Source organism: Chryseobacterium sp. KBW03 (assembly GCF_003852415.1).
In the GTDB taxonomy this organism is placed as follows: Bacteria; Bacteroidota; Bacteroidia; order Flavobacteriales; family Weeksellaceae; genus Chryseobacterium; species Chryseobacterium viscerum.
In genome coordinates, this window is the sequence record NZ_QAJO01000001.1 from 264,912 (window position 1) to 278,598 (window position 13,687).

Below are 13,687 nucleotides of genomic sequence, written 5' to 3' on the forward strand. Positions count from 1 at the left end.
CGTAAAAATATCAAATCCCAAAAAAGATTTAAAGTAAGAGTAAAAACAGCTCCTAAAAGAGTACAAAAAAAACGTTGATTTTCGGTGAGATTATGATCTCCTGAGAATCAATTTTTCTTTATAGGAAAAGTTTTTCAAGAAATTTACTGTCGTAAATCTTTACTTCCTTAAAGCAGAAAACTTAAGGAATGGTCGACTATCAGCTCTGGTTTGGAACTTCAAAAAATTCCAAAGGGGGAATTGTCACCGAAAGTTCAGGGAAAAATCAGTCAGAAGACCTTTGCAGAAACTCAATATTTCTCTTCAGTCCTGTAAATTTGGTACGTTTTACGGGAGACTTTCTGAAGATTTCAGAGAAAATTTCCTGAGTAAGTTCTTTCCATTCTCCTTTTTTGAAGTTTTTCAAAGTTTCATTGGGCTTGAAACGGCTTTGTTTATTGGGCGCTGAGAAACGGTTCCAGGGACATACATCCTGGCAGATATCACAGCCGAACATCCAGTCTTCCATTTTATCTTTAAAATAATCCGGAATCTCTTCTTTCAGTTCTATGGTTGCATAAGAAATACAACGGCTTCCGTCAATAATTTTTTCAGAAACAATGGCATCTGTAGGACAGGCATCAATACATTTCCTGCATGTTCCGCAATGATCTGTAGTCGCATGATCCGGTATAAGCTCGAGGTCACAGATAATTTCGGCAAGAAAATAAAAAGATCCATTTTGTCTGGTAATCAGGTTGGCATTTTTTCCTACCCAGCCCAGCCCGGATTTTCTGGCCCAGCTTCTTTCCATAACCGGTGCAGAGTCTACAAAAACCCGGAATCCAAATTCTCCTATTTCTTCCTGCAGCTCGGCTACCATCTCACGGAGTATTTCTTTGATTACTTCATGATAGTCTTCTGCGTAGGCATATTTTGAGATCTTATAATTCTCTAATATTGAAATTTTTTCTTCAGGAAAGTAATTATAAGAAAGTGAAATAACAGACTTGGAACCCTCCACCAAAAGTCTGGGATCAAGTCTTTTGTCGAAATGATTTTCCATGTACTTCATTTCACCATTATAATTATTCTTCAGCCATTTTTCAAGATGGGGAGCATCTTCCTCGAGAAAATCTGCTTTGGAAATGCCACAACTCTGGAATCCAAAACTTTTTGCCTTGGATTTTATCAGTTGAGAATATTTTTCAGCGCCTGCATTCATAAATTTCACAATGCAAAATTAAGATTATTTTACCAATCTTCTGATTCAGTTATCAATCTCTTCTTGATCCCCAATACTGTTGGGTTTCCGAAAATTTATGTTTTAATTAGGATTTTTTTCAAAAAAAAATTGCGTAATTTCGTTTCTAATTTAATGTTTAAAACAAACAACTATGTCTTTAATAGAAGTAATACAATCCGGAAACTATGAATTGATCGACGTTCGTGAGCCAATGGAGCTTGAAATGGACGGTAATATAGATGGTGCTAAGAATATTCCTTTAGGTGAGGTGGAAGATAGACAAGACGAAATTCTTTCTATTGAAAAACCGGTAATCTTATTCTGCAGAAGTGGAAACAGAAGCGGAAAAGCATTGGAGTATCTTAACACTCAAGGATTAAAGGACGGTTATAATGGTGGCGGCTGGGCTGATCTGAAGGCTGTTCTGGAAGCAAATCAGGGAACTTTTTAAAAGTTCCTTTTTTTATCTCTTTATTTCTATGCATCTTAAAAATCAATTTGAACAGCTTTGTTCTCCTTTTACAAAAGATCAGCAGTTAATGAATGATCTGTGGAATGAGATTGAAACCAGGTATTCTGAAAAAGGCAGGCATTATCACAATCTTCTTCATCTTGAAAATATGTTTCGGGAACTTGAAGAGGTGAAAGGGAAGCTCTCAGATTTTACAGTAATTTCCTTTTCAGTATTTTATCATGACATTATTTATGATGCAACTTCCAAATCCAATGAAGAGAAAAGTGCGGTTACTGCTGAAAAAAGGCTTACTGAACTTCATATCAATAAAGATAAAATTTCAATAATTTCTGAGCAGATTCTTGCCACAAAAGCTCATCAACGGTCTGATCATGAGGACACCAATTATCTTTTAGATGCTGACCTTTCTGTATTGGGTAAAGATTTTAAAACTTATTTAGAATACACTCAGAATATAAGGAAAGAGTATTCTATTTATCCTGATTTCCTTTATAAACCGGGACGAAAAAAAGTACTCAAGCATTTTCTGCAACTCGAAAGCATCTTTAAAACAGACTATTTTAAGGATAAATATGAGGCTCAGGCAAAGGAAAATATTGCTGCTGAACTTCGGCTGCTGTAATGAAAAGTCCTATTTTACTGATTTTAACAGGCTAATTTCAATTATATTATTGTCCTTTTTTAGTCTTTCTTTAGTCTGCTGCTCTACTTCCCGAACAACATCTGCTCCTGTACGCAAACGTCCTGAACCATCCTGCTGATCAGGTATTTTACCTTCTATATAAAGCTGTTTTATTGCTGCAGCAGGATCTTTTCTGTATTTGATAAAGGACTCTTCAAATTTTTGTTGAGTTAAAGCCAATTCTTTAGCTCTGGAATTTAAATCAGGAAACGGTATTTCTTTTGGTAAGTTTTTAATTCCAATCAGCTCATAAATGTGGTTCTTCGTAGCATCTTCTATTTTTACAATCAGCCCTGGCAGTCCGGAAAACTTGTAAGGACCATCCTGTATTGGTATATCTGTGGTAAACCAGGCTGTCCATTTTCTCCCTCCAAAATCTGTAGTTGCTTTCTGAGCACTGTATTCTCCAATCTTTTGCTTTTCGGATTCTATTTTCCAGGTGATTTTTCTATTATCCTCAACCTTTATTTTCCCTAAGCCATAATCATTTGTCAGAAAGAAGGTTTTACCATTCATTTTCTCCACTCTGTATAAGATAGGAGCATTTGGAATATAAAAGTTCTTTTTTTCGGCTTCGGCAATTGAAGTAGAATCTTCAGCAAATTTCATGCGGCTGTAAAACAGAGATCTGTTGTTGGCTGTATCCAAAAACATAAGGTCTTTAACGGCGGCTGTATTGGTAGAATCCGGAATGTAGGTGTATTGATATATAAACCTCTTATTCTGTCCCAGGACAACCTGAGTAAAAAGAAGAAGAAAAACAAGATATTTCATAAACAGTATTTTGATTTGGTGAAGATCAAGATACATTTAATTTACTAAATATTAATAGTTTACATAAAAAAAAATAAATACGTCTATAAAAAACGTATTTATTCATATTTTATATTAAAAATAATTATTTACAAATTCTTCGGTCTTTTTCAGTACACGCTCAGGAACTTCTTTGTGTGGGGTATGTCCTATGCCGGGAATGATATATTTTTCAGTACTTCCACTCACCTGCGAAATTGTTTTTTCAACCTGATCCAGTGTACCATATTCATCTGCTTCTCCCTGAATAAATAGTAATGGAGCTGTAATGTCTTTCAGCAGATATTCAATATTCCAGGTTCTGTAATCGTCCCGCGTCCAGGTTTCCGTCCATGCTCTGAAAAGCATTTCTACTTTATCCCCATGATACTTCTGTAAACGTTCTGCAAGATTGGTGGTTTTGTAGGCTTCCCATGCGTCATAAACACCTTTTAAAGTTACATCTTCCACAAAAATATGTCCTGCTTCACAAATGACAGCTTTTATTCTTTCGGGATATTTTGCAGCGGTGATTAAAGCTATTGTTCCTCCATCACTATGACCGAACAGAATGGCATTATCAATATTCATTTCAATCAATAAATTATTCAACAGATCGGCTTCCAGTTCCATATAATTTACCGGTCTTTCATGAGTAAGCATAGGGTATGATTTTCCATAACCTAGACGGTCATAAGCAAGAATATTGCATTGCGCAGTTTCGGATAATTTAGCTGGAAAGTCTCTCCAAAGCTGTACTGAACCGAGTGAATCATGCAGAAAAACAATGGTAGGTCTGCCTTCAAACGGATTATGGTGTTCTATATATAATTTTTTACCTTTTACATCAATTATTCTTCCCTCCATTGAATACAATTATATTTAAAAAGTGGGTATTTTCGTTTCTTCAAATTCCTTTAAAAGTTGGTTGAAAACAGCTTCTACCGGAAGAACTTCATCAATCAGGGCAGAAACCTGACCAATTTCCAGTTCTCCATCTTCCATATCTCCTTCAAACATTCCACGTTTTGCTCTGGCTCTTCCTAATGAGGCAATTAAAGCTTCTTTATTTCTTCCACTCACATAAATATCTTCCAGCTCATTGAAGAATTTATTTTTAACCATTCTTACAGGTGCCAGTTCTTTCAAAGTAAGATGGGTATCTCCCTCCTGCAATTCTGTGATTTTCTTTTTCCAGTTTTCATGGGCACTTGCTTCTGTAGTGGCAGCAAAACGGGACCCGATCTGTACACCGTCAGCACCAAGAATCATAGCTGCTTTTATCTGTGAGCCTAAAGCAATTCCACCTGCGGCAATTAACGGCTTAGAAATATGTTTCTTTACATTAGGAATAAGGCAGAAAGTAGTTGTTTCATCTCTCCCGTTGTGTCCTCCTGCTTCGAAGCCTTCCGCTACGATAGCATCTACTCCTGCATCTTCGCATTTCACAGCAAATTTGGTTGAAGAAACCACATGAGCTACTTTTATTCCTTCTTTTTTAAGGGTTTCTGTATAAGTTTTTGGGTTACCTGCTGATGTAAATACAATTTTTACTCCTTCTTCAAGTATGATCTGAATGATTTCCTCAATATTAGGATACAGCATCGGTACATTAACTCCAAAGGGCTTATCTGTAGCCTGTTTGCATTTTTGGATGTTTTCTCTCAGAATGTCAGGGTACATACTCCCCGCCCCAATTATCCCTAAACCACCGCAGTTGGAAACCGCAGATGCCAGTTTCCATCCTGAATGCCAGATCATACCTGCCTGGATAATTGGATATTTAATATTAAAAAGATGTGAAATTCTATTTTGTGCAGCCTCCATATCATGAAGCTTTTTTGCAGCGTTGAAATCTATAAAATTGCTCATATGTAAAAATACTAAAAACAACGATTATCAGAACGTTCTATTGACTAAAAATATATAGAAAAAACTAATATTATCATTTCTTATATTGCTCCATAACTTTGTCGATAATAGGGCTTATTTTCAAAAACCGTTGAGCCAGTTCCTGTATATCTTTTTCTATCTCATCTTCTTTTAGCGCCACCCAGCCTTCCATTAATGTTAGCGGGCCATAATCTAGACTTACATTAGGCCATTCTTTCTGATATTTTAAAAATTTTTTCCTAAAATCCTGAGCAAAATTTCTGCTGGTTATAGTGTAACCTTTCAACGTTCTTAGCTTCAGAGCATGAATATTGTAATATATTTTTCTTTCACTGATAGACTTATCGTTGATCCAAACTGAAAAGAAAATCCGTCCATCAGCATCTAAAGGCGATTGGGGATTTCCAGACCATTCCGGATGATAAACTTTAAGCGCAACGGATTCCAAAACAATTTCTACAGACAGTTTCAATCCGTTATTGCTAAGTATTTTCTCAGGAATTTCGGCTGCTGCCAAATGAAATTTTCTAAGGTAAAAAGTAGAGTCCATCCTCTTAATTTTTGTAAATATATTAAATACTTCCTTCAGATAATAAGTTTTAGCCGATACCGTATTTTTTGAAGTGCTAAATGTATCAATAAAAAAGCCTTCAGAAGTTCTGAAGGCTTTTTTATTATTTTTTCATGGATTGTTTCTTCCAGTTCGACTTAAAGCTACAGTTGTCGTAACGTCCGTCAATTGAAATAAAAGTTGTCGGTAACTTAGAGTTAACAAACTTTTCAACCATTTCATTTTTCTTTTTATTCAGCGCCATCTGCTTGATTCTGCTGAAGTCTGTTTCCAGAGTAATCTGGTGAGAAGGAATTACATCATCAATTTTGATGATCTTGATCTGCTTTCTCTTGTTTTCTTCATCTTCAAAAGCAGTAGTAATATCTCCTTTGTTCAAACCTGCTAATTCGTAGCTGATTGTTCCAGGGATACTTTCTCTTTCGATTTTATCAGAACCATCAGCACCAGGAATAATCCCTCCATTGAATTTTGTTCTTTTATCATCTGAAAATTTAAAAGCAGCATCTTTAAATGTTATTTTACCATTGGCAATAAGACCTCTGATGCTGTCTAATTTTGCTTTCGCTGTTTTGATCTCATCATCAGTAGGTGTCGCTTTTAGTAAGATATGTCTTGCATCATATACTTTACCAGATCTTTTCAGCAATTGGATGATATGGAATCCGAATTCAGATTCAATAGGATCTGAAATTTCATTTTCCTGAAGATTTAACGCTGCAGCTTCGAATGGCTTAACCATCTGCCCTTTGTTAATATTCTTATATAAACCTCCATTAGCTGCCGATCCTTCATCTTCAGAATAGATTCTCGCCTGGCTTTCAAAGGTTTCACCTCCAGCAATATCCTGTTTGATCTTTTTTAATCTGTTGATAAGGTCCTGCTTATGAGCTTCCGTTAATGTAGGATAGATCATAATCTGAGCCAAAGTAACTTCATCTTTTATCTGTGGCAACTGTGTTTTATACATATTGTAGAAGTCAGTTACCTCATTTGGAGTTACGTCAGCTTTATCAGTAACTCTCTGGTATTTTGCCTGTCCATAATACTGGTCTGTGTCTATCTTTTCGATAGCGTTCTTCATTTCATAAGCATTTCTGAACTTATAAGCGGCAAGCAATGTTTTTTCATCCGGAAATTGAGAAAGCAACTGACGGTATTTTGCGTTAGCCTGTTCTTTGATTGCTGCAGAACGGTTTTCAATTAAGGTATCTTTTTTTGCTTCATATACAAGAAGCTTATTGCTGATAAGGTTTTCCAGGAACTCACATTTGTCTGTGTTTGAAGCTCCCTGCTGTTTCCCATAATTCATCTGCTCGTTCACATCAGATTCCAAAACAATCTCATCCCCGATAACAGCGGCAATACCATCCACCAAATCTCCTTGTTTTAGCTGGGCATGCATCATGCTTGAAGAGAATATCATGATGAAAATCCCAAGAAGAAAAGTGATTTTTAGTTTATTTGTCATTTTACTATTTTAACAAGTTGCAAATTTAGAATTCTTAACGAATTTCACTCAATTTTTTATTATAAATATTTCTTAAAAAGACTTATTTACTGCAGTTCGATATCAAATGTCGTCAATTCTTTGAATTGTCTCAATCTGCTGAACATATCCGCTTCGCTTACTTCTTCTATTCTTTCTGTTCCGAATTTCTCTACCGTGAATGAAGCCATTGCAGATCCTACGATAAGAGCAGACTTCATGGTATCGAAATCAATTTTCTCTTTTTTAGCAAGGTATGCAGCAAAACCTCCTGCAAATGTATCACCAGCACCAGTCGGGTCGAAAACATCTTCTAGCGGAAGTGCCGGAATAGCAAATACTTTATTGTCATGGAAAAGTAAAGCTCCGTGCTCTCCTTTTTTGATGATTACGTAATCAGGACCCATTGTGTGGATCTTTTTAGCTGCTTTTACTAAAGAATATTCTCCTGAAAGCTGTCTTGCCTCTTCATCATTGATGGTAATTACGTCTGTTTTCGCAATCATATCCATTAAGATATCCCATGCAGAATCCATCCAGAAGTTCATCGTATCAAGGATCACAAGCTTAGGACGGTTGTTCATTTTTTCAAGTACTGATAACTGAACTCCAGGGTGTAGGTTTCCAAGTAACAAAATTTCGGCATCCTGCATTGAATCCGGGATTTTTGGATCAAAATTCTCCAACACGTTTACTTCTGTAACCAAAGTATCTCTTGTGTTCAGATCATTGTGGTATTTTCCAGACCAGAAGAATGTTTTTCCTTCTTTTACGATTTCAATTCCTTCGATGTTTACATCTCTGTCTGTGAACATATCAAGATGTTCTTGTGGAAAGTCTCCTCCTACTACAGAAACAATTCCGGATTTAACGCCTAAAATTGATGAAGTGATTCCGATATAAGTGGCTGCACCTCCTAAAATTTTGTCCGTTTTACCAAATGGTGTTTCAATTGCATCAAATGCAACACTTCCTACAACTAAAAGTTTCATATATTTTTCAATGTATATTAAAAGTAATTATTTTTTCCATTCAAAAGAGTCCAGCAGGTGCTTCATATCATTTTTGATATAGTTCACTGCAGGAGCAAGAGAGTCCGGTTTCGGTCTCGTATTAAAGTATAAGTAAGCAGTAACGAAGTGTTTCGTACTGTCTGTAATGTAAAACTGAAGATTGGAAGCACTCTGCCCTTTAAGCTCATAGAAGTTCCCGTATACTTTCTTTTCAGGGTATTCGAAGGATTTTGTGTCTATAGAACTGGCTTTGATGGTATGCTCATATACCATTTTTTCAGCTTCCTTGATATGGTCTGCAAAGTCATTCTGTATCGGGTAATAGGTAACGAAAAGCTTGGCCTTCATTTTAGGATAGTTCAGATAGAACCAGCAAGGTTTTTTTGCGGGTGCAATAGAAGCAAACTCCGAATATTCAAAGGTATAGGCACAGTCGTTTTCAAACTTTTGATATTTCGGTGCCGGATACTCAAGACGCAGTTCTCCATAAGGTTTCGGAGTAGTGTCTTTTCCGCACGAAATTAAAAGCAGTGATACAAAAATAAAAATGACTTTTTTAATCATTTTGCAAAAGTACAAATTAGATTTCAGATTTCGGAAGACAAATTTCAGTCTTTCAGAGAGTTTTGAATGTAATTTTCCAAAGGCTTCGGAAACGATTTTTCATGAGAACCCTTAACATTGGTAATCAGGTATTGATTTTCAGCGATAAAATCATTCCATATCTTCTCAGAAGTAACCTCAACATTAACTATTTCAATGCTTAAATTCTTGTGAGTCAGTTTATGATTGACTGTTTTTGAACCTGTAATGAATGTTTCCATATTCGAAGAAATGGCATCAGGAAATTCAAATAATTTTTTCCAGATGAAGTCTTCTTTTCTCTGGCGGATCAGAAATTGTCCGTTTCGGTGGACAAAATAATAGGTCAGAGCAAGGTCTTCAGCTTTTACTTTTTTCGTTTTTACAGGGTAATCTGAAATTTTCTGTATAGAAAATGCCAGGCAGTCTTCATTGACAGGACATTCTCCACAAAGTGGATTTTTAGGCTTGCAAATCTCTGAGCCTATATCCATCATCGCCTGATTAAAATCTCCGACATTTTCCGGCATCACCAAAGCGGCCAGTTCTGAAAAATAAGTAAATGCTTTTGAATTCGAAATATCAAAATCATCGGCAAAAAGACGGCTTAAGACACGGTAGAAATTCCCATCTACAGCAGGCATTCTCCCTCCGAAACAGATACTTGAAACGGCTGCAGCGGTATATTTCCCGACTCCTTTTAATTTTAGAATTTCTTCGTACTGATCCGGAAATACTCCATGATAGTCATTCATGATCTGCTGGGCAGCTTTATGAATATTAATGGCTCTGGAATAGTACCCTAATCCTTTCCAATACAGCAAAACCTCGTTTTCTTCAGCTTCTGCCAATCTTTTTACATCCGGGAATCTTTTAATGAAATTATTATAATGATTCAATCCCTGATTGATCCTTGTCTGCTGAAATACAATTTCACAGATCCAGATCTTATACGGATCTTTTGTCTGTCTGAAAGGCAGGTCTCTTGCATTATTTTTATACCATTCAAGGATTTTACTGCCAATATGCAGAAAATCTGAACTTCGGTTATCCTTCTCCAAAAAATTTTGTTTTTGCTTTTTAATTGCTTTTTGAACTGTTTCCGTAAACGTTCACTTTATATAGCACTTGCAAAGATAAAATTTATTTACCAGCTTTCACAGAATATACGGGAGCAGCCTTTAACCACTGATATTTCAGGTTTCTGTCTTTGGCTATAAAACGGTATCCTTCCAGTTTTTTCAGGTAAACATATATAGAATCAGTATTTTTTATCTTCAATTTATAAGGAGATAAAAACATGAATGGAGTATCTACCGTAGAATCTCTCACCGTTTTTAATACTTTTCCTGATTTTACTTTATAAAGAAAGAATGATTTCCCGCGGCCTTTGGAGCTGTCTGCAAGTTTTACGGTTGAACTTGTAATAACCAGTTCACTGCCATCAAAGCATTCAGATTCATTCATGATGTATGCCTTTCCTTCCTGACGTTCGTCTGCAAAAAGATCATTTTCATAATGTCCGGGACTCTGGTATTTTTTTTCACAGCTTATCAAAAGTGTCATCACTATGGCTGGTAAACCAATGATAAGTTTTTTATTCATATTAAATTAGGTGTTGGTTGAAAAAAAACCGATGTAAAATTGCATCGGTTTTTGTTATTTAAGGTAAGTTTATTTTACTCCTGAGCATATTCTGCATCCCATTCGTTACCGTCATCTCCTTTGTGTCCGTCCAATTTAATAACGAAACTTTTTGTAGGGAAATAAGGGGTCATACGGATATCCAGCCATACTCTGTCTTTGTTTACTCTATCCTGCTCGAAACGAACAATTTTGAATTTTTCGATCAATTTGTCCGGTCCTTTGATATTGTCAAGGAACGTTACGATCTGTCTTCTCAAATCGTCTTCGTTTTTAGCATTCCAGTTTTCGAAAGCTCTTCTGTTCAGGAAGTCCAGTAATACTTTGGTTACATAGTCGAATACACGAACTACGGAATACGTCTGAAGACCGATATTGTCTCCTGTAAATAATGTCTTCGCAGAGAAGGCCATAATTTTTCCGTACTCGTTTACCATTGGTACCAGACCCATTTTTTCCAACTGAGAAATTTCACTTTTCTTCAATTCGAATTTTACAGCGTCTACTTCGTTGATGTTTCCATGTTTTTTACCTGCTGCTACCTGAGACATCAGGGTTTTGTGAATTTTTCCTGCTAATGAAGTGGAAGGTGGAAGTTCTACATTTTCTTCTTCTCCTACTTCTTCAGCTTTACCACGTCCTACCAGCCAGTTACACGTCATAATAACGTTACTTCTGTGAAGTTCTCCTCCTGTAAGGTTTGCAGAGTGGAATAAGTCTACTACGTCATCCGGCTTATCAAGGTTGGCGAAGTCTGTAACCATCATTACTTTGTTTTCGTTACAGATTTTTGCCCATTTCTCGATTACTTTATTGGATCCTAAATATCCTGGTATTGCAAGGATTGAGTAGTTATCTCTAAGGTCAAGACGGTCGTAGTAATTTTTGAATTCTTCTGAGATGGCATCGATGAACAAAGGGTTATCCAGGTCGGAAACCTGTTCAAGGCTTGCATTTACGATGCTTACGTTATCCACTTTATCCAATTCTGTATTTTTATAGAATTGAGCGACTGTTCTGTAGTTGGTTTCCAACATACGAACGGCATCCAGTGTACTTTTTAAGTTTGTTTTTAAGTTCTGATCGGCTTGTTGTGCTTTGGTTTTGCACGTTTCAGCCATTTTATCTGCTGATTCACTGCCTTCTAAAAGGCTTACCCAAAGATTGATCTTCTGAAGAAGTTCTTTTCTTTCGTCTGCTTTATTGCTGTCATTCAGGAAGATTTCTTTTCTTGCCTTTCTTGTTGGGTTCATATTGGCAATACCGTCTACGACGGATTCAACAAAGCCAAATCCTCCCATTTTATTGAGTTCTGCAAGCGGGTTGCCTTTCGGCTGCCCTGCATGTTGCTGCTGCCCCTGCTGCTGACTTTCTTGTGCCTGTAATTTGCTATCCATGATTTAATGTAAGTCTTTAGTTATTTTTCAAGTTCTTGTCCCACTTCTTTCAATACTTCTATGAACGCCGCTCTTGTCTGATCGTTCTCCAGCATATTGCGTAGAATTTTGTTTGTTTTCAGCTGACGTACTATTTTATTGTACTGCTCCTGCTCTACACTCAGCAGCTGCAGATAATCTGACTTCTGAGTAAGGCTTTTAGGGGTAAAGTCTCCAAGGTTTTGAAATCGGAATTCTTCTTCTACCATTCCACCCTCTTCCGTTTCGTGTTGTACCGATACTGAAGGCTGGAAATGTTTGAAAACGTCTTCCACTGTTTTTAATCCTGTTACGATTTCAGGAGTATAAGACTCGTCTGTTGTAAGCTGGCTTACTATCAGGGACTTATTTTCCTGAATTTCCTGAATAGCTTCATTAGCGTCTACTTTTACTTCGTTTCCGCCAACACCATAATTAAACATTGCCATATTATTGTTATTTTGAGATTTATTAATTTGGTTTGGGTCTGTCTTTGAGTAATTTACAGATGAATCAAATAAATTACCAATCCAGTGTTTAAATTTAAAAAAAAACTGTAACATACAAAATTTTACTAAGATTTTTCTTGAATTACCTCTTTCTATTTACATTTATTCAACATAAAATCACGATATTACGATATCACTAAGCTATGAAAAAATAAATAAAAAAATTCAAGAAAAAAATAAATAAAATTTTTGTCCGCTTTACTCTTATCCAAAAGTATGTAATGGATATTAAAATAGGAATTCCTCAGACATTACAAAAAAATATTCTTTATATTTAAACAAAGTGAACCGTGTCATGAAAGATGTAAAAATAGCGTTTAGAAAACCCATATTTCCTGTTTCAGAAGCATTACAGCAATATTTGGAAAAATACAACAGAACGACCAAGATTAGGTTTCTGTATGAGGACCTTCTCAGGTTTAGCGACAGCGTGAATATTATGGATAAAGAGGGCAAAGATACTTTGTGGCTTGGTGTATTATATTCTGAATATGAGTTTAAAGAAATAGAGGCTAATTTAAATAAGATTTATACCCTCCTTCATTCTGATGGGGATATCGCTACCCTACCTTATCTGAAAGTAGACACGATCGACTTTTGTACGTTTGGAAATTCTAAACCTTTTAGGGTCCGGGTGAGAAATATACTTAATGATAATTATACTTATTTTTATATTAAACAGGCAGATGCTTCCCGGATATTCGGGCTGGAACTTGAAGACCTGCTTTCTCCCAACCGAATTAACTTTCTGGTGTATAAAAACACGTTGATTGAGGAGCATATTTTAGGAATTCCCGGAGATGTTTTTATTCAGAAACATCTATTCAATTGTAATGAATTGGAAAAGGCACAGATTTCCAAGGAATTTGTGAAATTCAATGAGCGGTGCCTCATTGGGCTTCTTGGTGATATGCGTTCTTATAATTATGTTGTGATTCCCATACATGATTTCGACCAGGTTATTTACAGAATTCGTCCCATCGATTTTGATCAGCAAACTTATGAGGGAAATCTGAAAGTGTATCTTCCACAGTATTTCAAAGAAAACAGCCAAATGGTGAATATGGTGCTGGAAAAACTGAAACCCAGCTCTATAGAACAATACCGCAAAGAAGTACGTTCACAAATTGTAAAAAGAGTGACCAGCAGCCAAAATAGATTTGACGAACTTATTTCTATTATGAAAAAAGACAATATCGCGCCGGAAGCCAATGTTATAGAATTAAAGACCGCTTTACAAAAACTCACCTACGATGTCAATTTCAAGTATTGTAAATCTATGGGAGATATTATAGAAACCGGAATCAAGTTTGTTCTCCGGAATTATAAGAAAGAATATTAAAAAAGAGAATCCGCCTCAATGTGAGACGGATCCTTTCTTTTCTAACAATCTTCAT

Annotated in this window: 15 protein-coding genes; 3 read left to right on the forward strand and 12 right to left on the reverse strand. The window is 36.1% G+C overall.

Annotated features, from left to right (window positions below; genetic code table 11):
• Positions 1 to 265: 265 nt before the first annotated feature.
• Positions 266 to 1,204, reverse strand: coding sequence for a tRNA epoxyqueuosine(34) reductase QueG (gene queG / locus DBR39_RS01085; RefSeq protein WP_124530474.1), 939 nt, complete (start codon positions 1,202 to 1,204; stop codon positions 266 to 268).
• A 172-nt stretch (positions 1,205 to 1,376) separates the two neighbouring features.
• On the opposite strand from queG, the gene DBR39_RS01090 reads away from it, so the two are divergent.
• Together DBR39_RS01090 and DBR39_RS01095 are read left to right on the forward strand one after the other, a co-directional pair.
• Positions 1,377 to 1,676, forward strand: a complete 300-nt coding sequence (locus DBR39_RS01090) for a rhodanese-like domain-containing protein (RefSeq protein WP_124530475.1) — start codon at positions 1,377 to 1,379, stop codon at positions 1,674 to 1,676.
• A gap of 88 nt (positions 1,677 to 1,764) precedes the next feature.
• Positions 1,765 to 2,322: a hypothetical protein gene (locus DBR39_RS01095; RefSeq protein ID WP_228447734.1), complete on the forward strand. Its 558-nt coding sequence runs from the start codon at positions 1,765 to 1,767 to the stop codon at positions 2,320 to 2,322.
• A gap of 9 nt (positions 2,323 to 2,331) precedes the next feature.
• On the opposite strand, the gene DBR39_RS01100 is transcribed toward DBR39_RS01095, so the two are convergent.
• The 11 genes from DBR39_RS01100 to DBR39_RS01150 all read right to left on the reverse strand — a co-directional run bounded on the left by DBR39_RS01100 (position 2,332) and on the right by DBR39_RS01150 (position 12,230).
• On the reverse strand, positions 2,332 to 3,156 hold the full coding sequence (locus DBR39_RS01100) for a GLPGLI family protein (protein ID WP_185147107.1): 825 nt from the start codon (positions 3,154 to 3,156) through the stop codon (positions 2,332 to 2,334).
• 114 nt (positions 3,157 to 3,270) lie between these two features.
• Positions 3,271 to 4,041: an alpha/beta fold hydrolase gene (locus DBR39_RS01105; RefSeq protein ID WP_124530478.1), complete on the reverse strand. Its 771-nt coding sequence runs from the start codon at positions 4,039 to 4,041 to the stop codon at positions 3,271 to 3,273.
• 15 nt (positions 4,042 to 4,056) lie between these two features.
• Positions 4,057 to 5,046 carry an NAD(P)H-dependent flavin oxidoreductase gene (locus DBR39_RS01110; RefSeq protein WP_228447735.1) on the reverse strand — a complete coding sequence of 330 codons (990 nt, stop codon included), beginning with the start codon at positions 5,044 to 5,046 and terminating at the stop codon, positions 4,057 to 4,059.
• A gap of 73 nt (positions 5,047 to 5,119) precedes the next feature.
• On the reverse strand, positions 5,120 to 5,617 hold the full coding sequence (locus DBR39_RS01115; protein WP_124530479.1) for a hypothetical protein: 498 nt from the start codon (positions 5,615 to 5,617) through the stop codon (positions 5,120 to 5,122).
• Positions 5,618 to 5,741: 124 nt separating this feature from the next.
• A complete protein-coding gene (locus DBR39_RS01120; RefSeq protein WP_124530480.1) occupies positions 5,742 to 7,109 on the reverse strand; it encodes a peptidylprolyl isomerase in 1,368 nt (455 codons plus the stop codon).
• Positions 7,110 to 7,195: 86 nt separating this feature from the next.
• Entirely contained in the window at positions 7,196 to 8,119 is a 924-nt protein-coding gene (locus tag DBR39_RS01125; protein WP_124530481.1) for a PfkB family carbohydrate kinase, read from the reverse strand.
• Between the two features lie 27 nt (positions 8,120 to 8,146).
• A complete protein-coding gene (gene gldD, locus DBR39_RS01130) occupies positions 8,147 to 8,704 on the reverse strand; it encodes a gliding motility lipoprotein GldD (RefSeq protein ID WP_124530482.1) in 558 nt (185 codons plus the stop codon).
• Between the two features lie 44 nt (positions 8,705 to 8,748).
• On the reverse strand, positions 8,749 to 9,783 hold the full coding sequence (gene mutY, locus DBR39_RS01135) for an A/G-specific adenine glycosylase (protein ID WP_124530483.1): 1,035 nt from the start codon (positions 9,781 to 9,783) through the stop codon (positions 8,749 to 8,751).
• Between the two features lie 82 nt (positions 9,784 to 9,865).
• Positions 9,866 to 10,327, reverse strand: coding sequence for a hypothetical protein (locus DBR39_RS01140; RefSeq protein ID WP_124530484.1), 462 nt, complete (start codon positions 10,325 to 10,327; stop codon positions 9,866 to 9,868).
• A 74-nt stretch (positions 10,328 to 10,401) separates the two neighbouring features.
• Positions 10,402 to 11,763, reverse strand: a complete 1,362-nt coding sequence (locus DBR39_RS01145; RefSeq protein ID WP_103232791.1) for a DUF5458 family protein — start codon at positions 11,761 to 11,763, stop codon at positions 10,402 to 10,404.
• A 20-nt stretch (positions 11,764 to 11,783) separates the two neighbouring features.
• On the reverse strand, positions 11,784 to 12,230 hold the full coding sequence (locus DBR39_RS01150) for a type VI secretion system contractile sheath small subunit (protein ID WP_185147108.1): 447 nt from the start codon (positions 12,228 to 12,230) through the stop codon (positions 11,784 to 11,786).
• Positions 12,231 to 12,585: 355 nt separating this feature from the next.
• On the opposite strand from DBR39_RS01150, the gene DBR39_RS01155 reads away from it, so the two are divergent.
• Complete coding sequence (locus DBR39_RS01155) at positions 12,586 to 13,632, forward strand: hypothetical protein (RefSeq protein WP_124530486.1); 1,047 nt, start codon at positions 12,586 to 12,588, stop codon at positions 13,630 to 13,632.
• Positions 13,633 to 13,687: the final 55 nt, after the last annotated feature.

Excerpts from the sequence above, each read along its gene's own strand:
- DBR39_RS01115 (WP_124530479.1), bottom strand. The coding sequence starts at position 5,617 with ATGGACTCTACTTTTTACCTTAGAAAATTTCATTTGGCAGCAGCCGAA.
- DBR39_RS01140 (WP_124530484.1), bottom strand. The coding sequence starts at position 10,327 with ATGAATAAAAAACTTATCATTGGTTTACCAGCCATAGTGATGACACTT.
- DBR39_RS01090 (WP_124530475.1), top strand. The coding sequence starts at position 1,377 with ATGTCTTTAATAGAAGTAATACAATCCGGAAACTATGAATTGATCGAC.
- DBR39_RS01100 (WP_185147107.1), bottom strand. The coding sequence starts at position 3,156 with ATGAAATATCTTGTTTTTCTTCTTCTTTTTACTCAGGTTGTCCTGGGA.
- gldD (WP_124530482.1), bottom strand. The coding sequence starts at position 8,704 with ATGATTAAAAAAGTCATTTTTATTTTTGTATCACTGCTTTTAATTTCG.
- DBR39_RS01095 (WP_228447734.1), top strand. The coding sequence starts at position 1,765 with ATGAATGATCTGTGGAATGAGATTGAAACCAGGTATTCTGAAAAAGGC.
- DBR39_RS01110 (WP_228447735.1), bottom strand. The coding sequence starts at position 5,046 with ATGAGCAATTTTATAGATTTCAACGCTGCAAAAAAGCTTCATGATATG.
- DBR39_RS01155 (WP_124530486.1), top strand. The coding sequence starts at position 12,586 with ATGAAAGATGTAAAAATAGCGTTTAGAAAACCCATATTTCCTGTTTCA.
- DBR39_RS01105 (WP_124530478.1), bottom strand. The coding sequence starts at position 4,041 with ATGGAGGGAAGAATAATTGATGTAAAAGGTAAAAAATTATATATAGAA.
- DBR39_RS01150 (WP_185147108.1), bottom strand. The coding sequence starts at position 12,230 with ATGGCAATGTTTAATTATGGTGTTGGCGGAAACGAAGTAAAAGTAGAC.
- DBR39_RS01120 (WP_124530480.1), bottom strand. The coding sequence starts at position 7,109 with ATGACAAATAAACTAAAAATCACTTTTCTTCTTGGGATTTTCATCATG.
- DBR39_RS01125 (WP_124530481.1), bottom strand. The coding sequence starts at position 8,119 with ATGAAACTTTTAGTTGTAGGAAGTGTTGCATTTGATGCAATTGAAACA.
- DBR39_RS01145 (WP_103232791.1), bottom strand. The coding sequence starts at position 11,763 with ATGGATAGCAAATTACAGGCACAAGAAAGTCAGCAGCAGGGGCAGCAG.
- queG (WP_124530474.1), bottom strand. The coding sequence starts at position 1,204 with ATGAATGCAGGCGCTGAAAAATATTCTCAACTGATAAAATCCAAGGCA.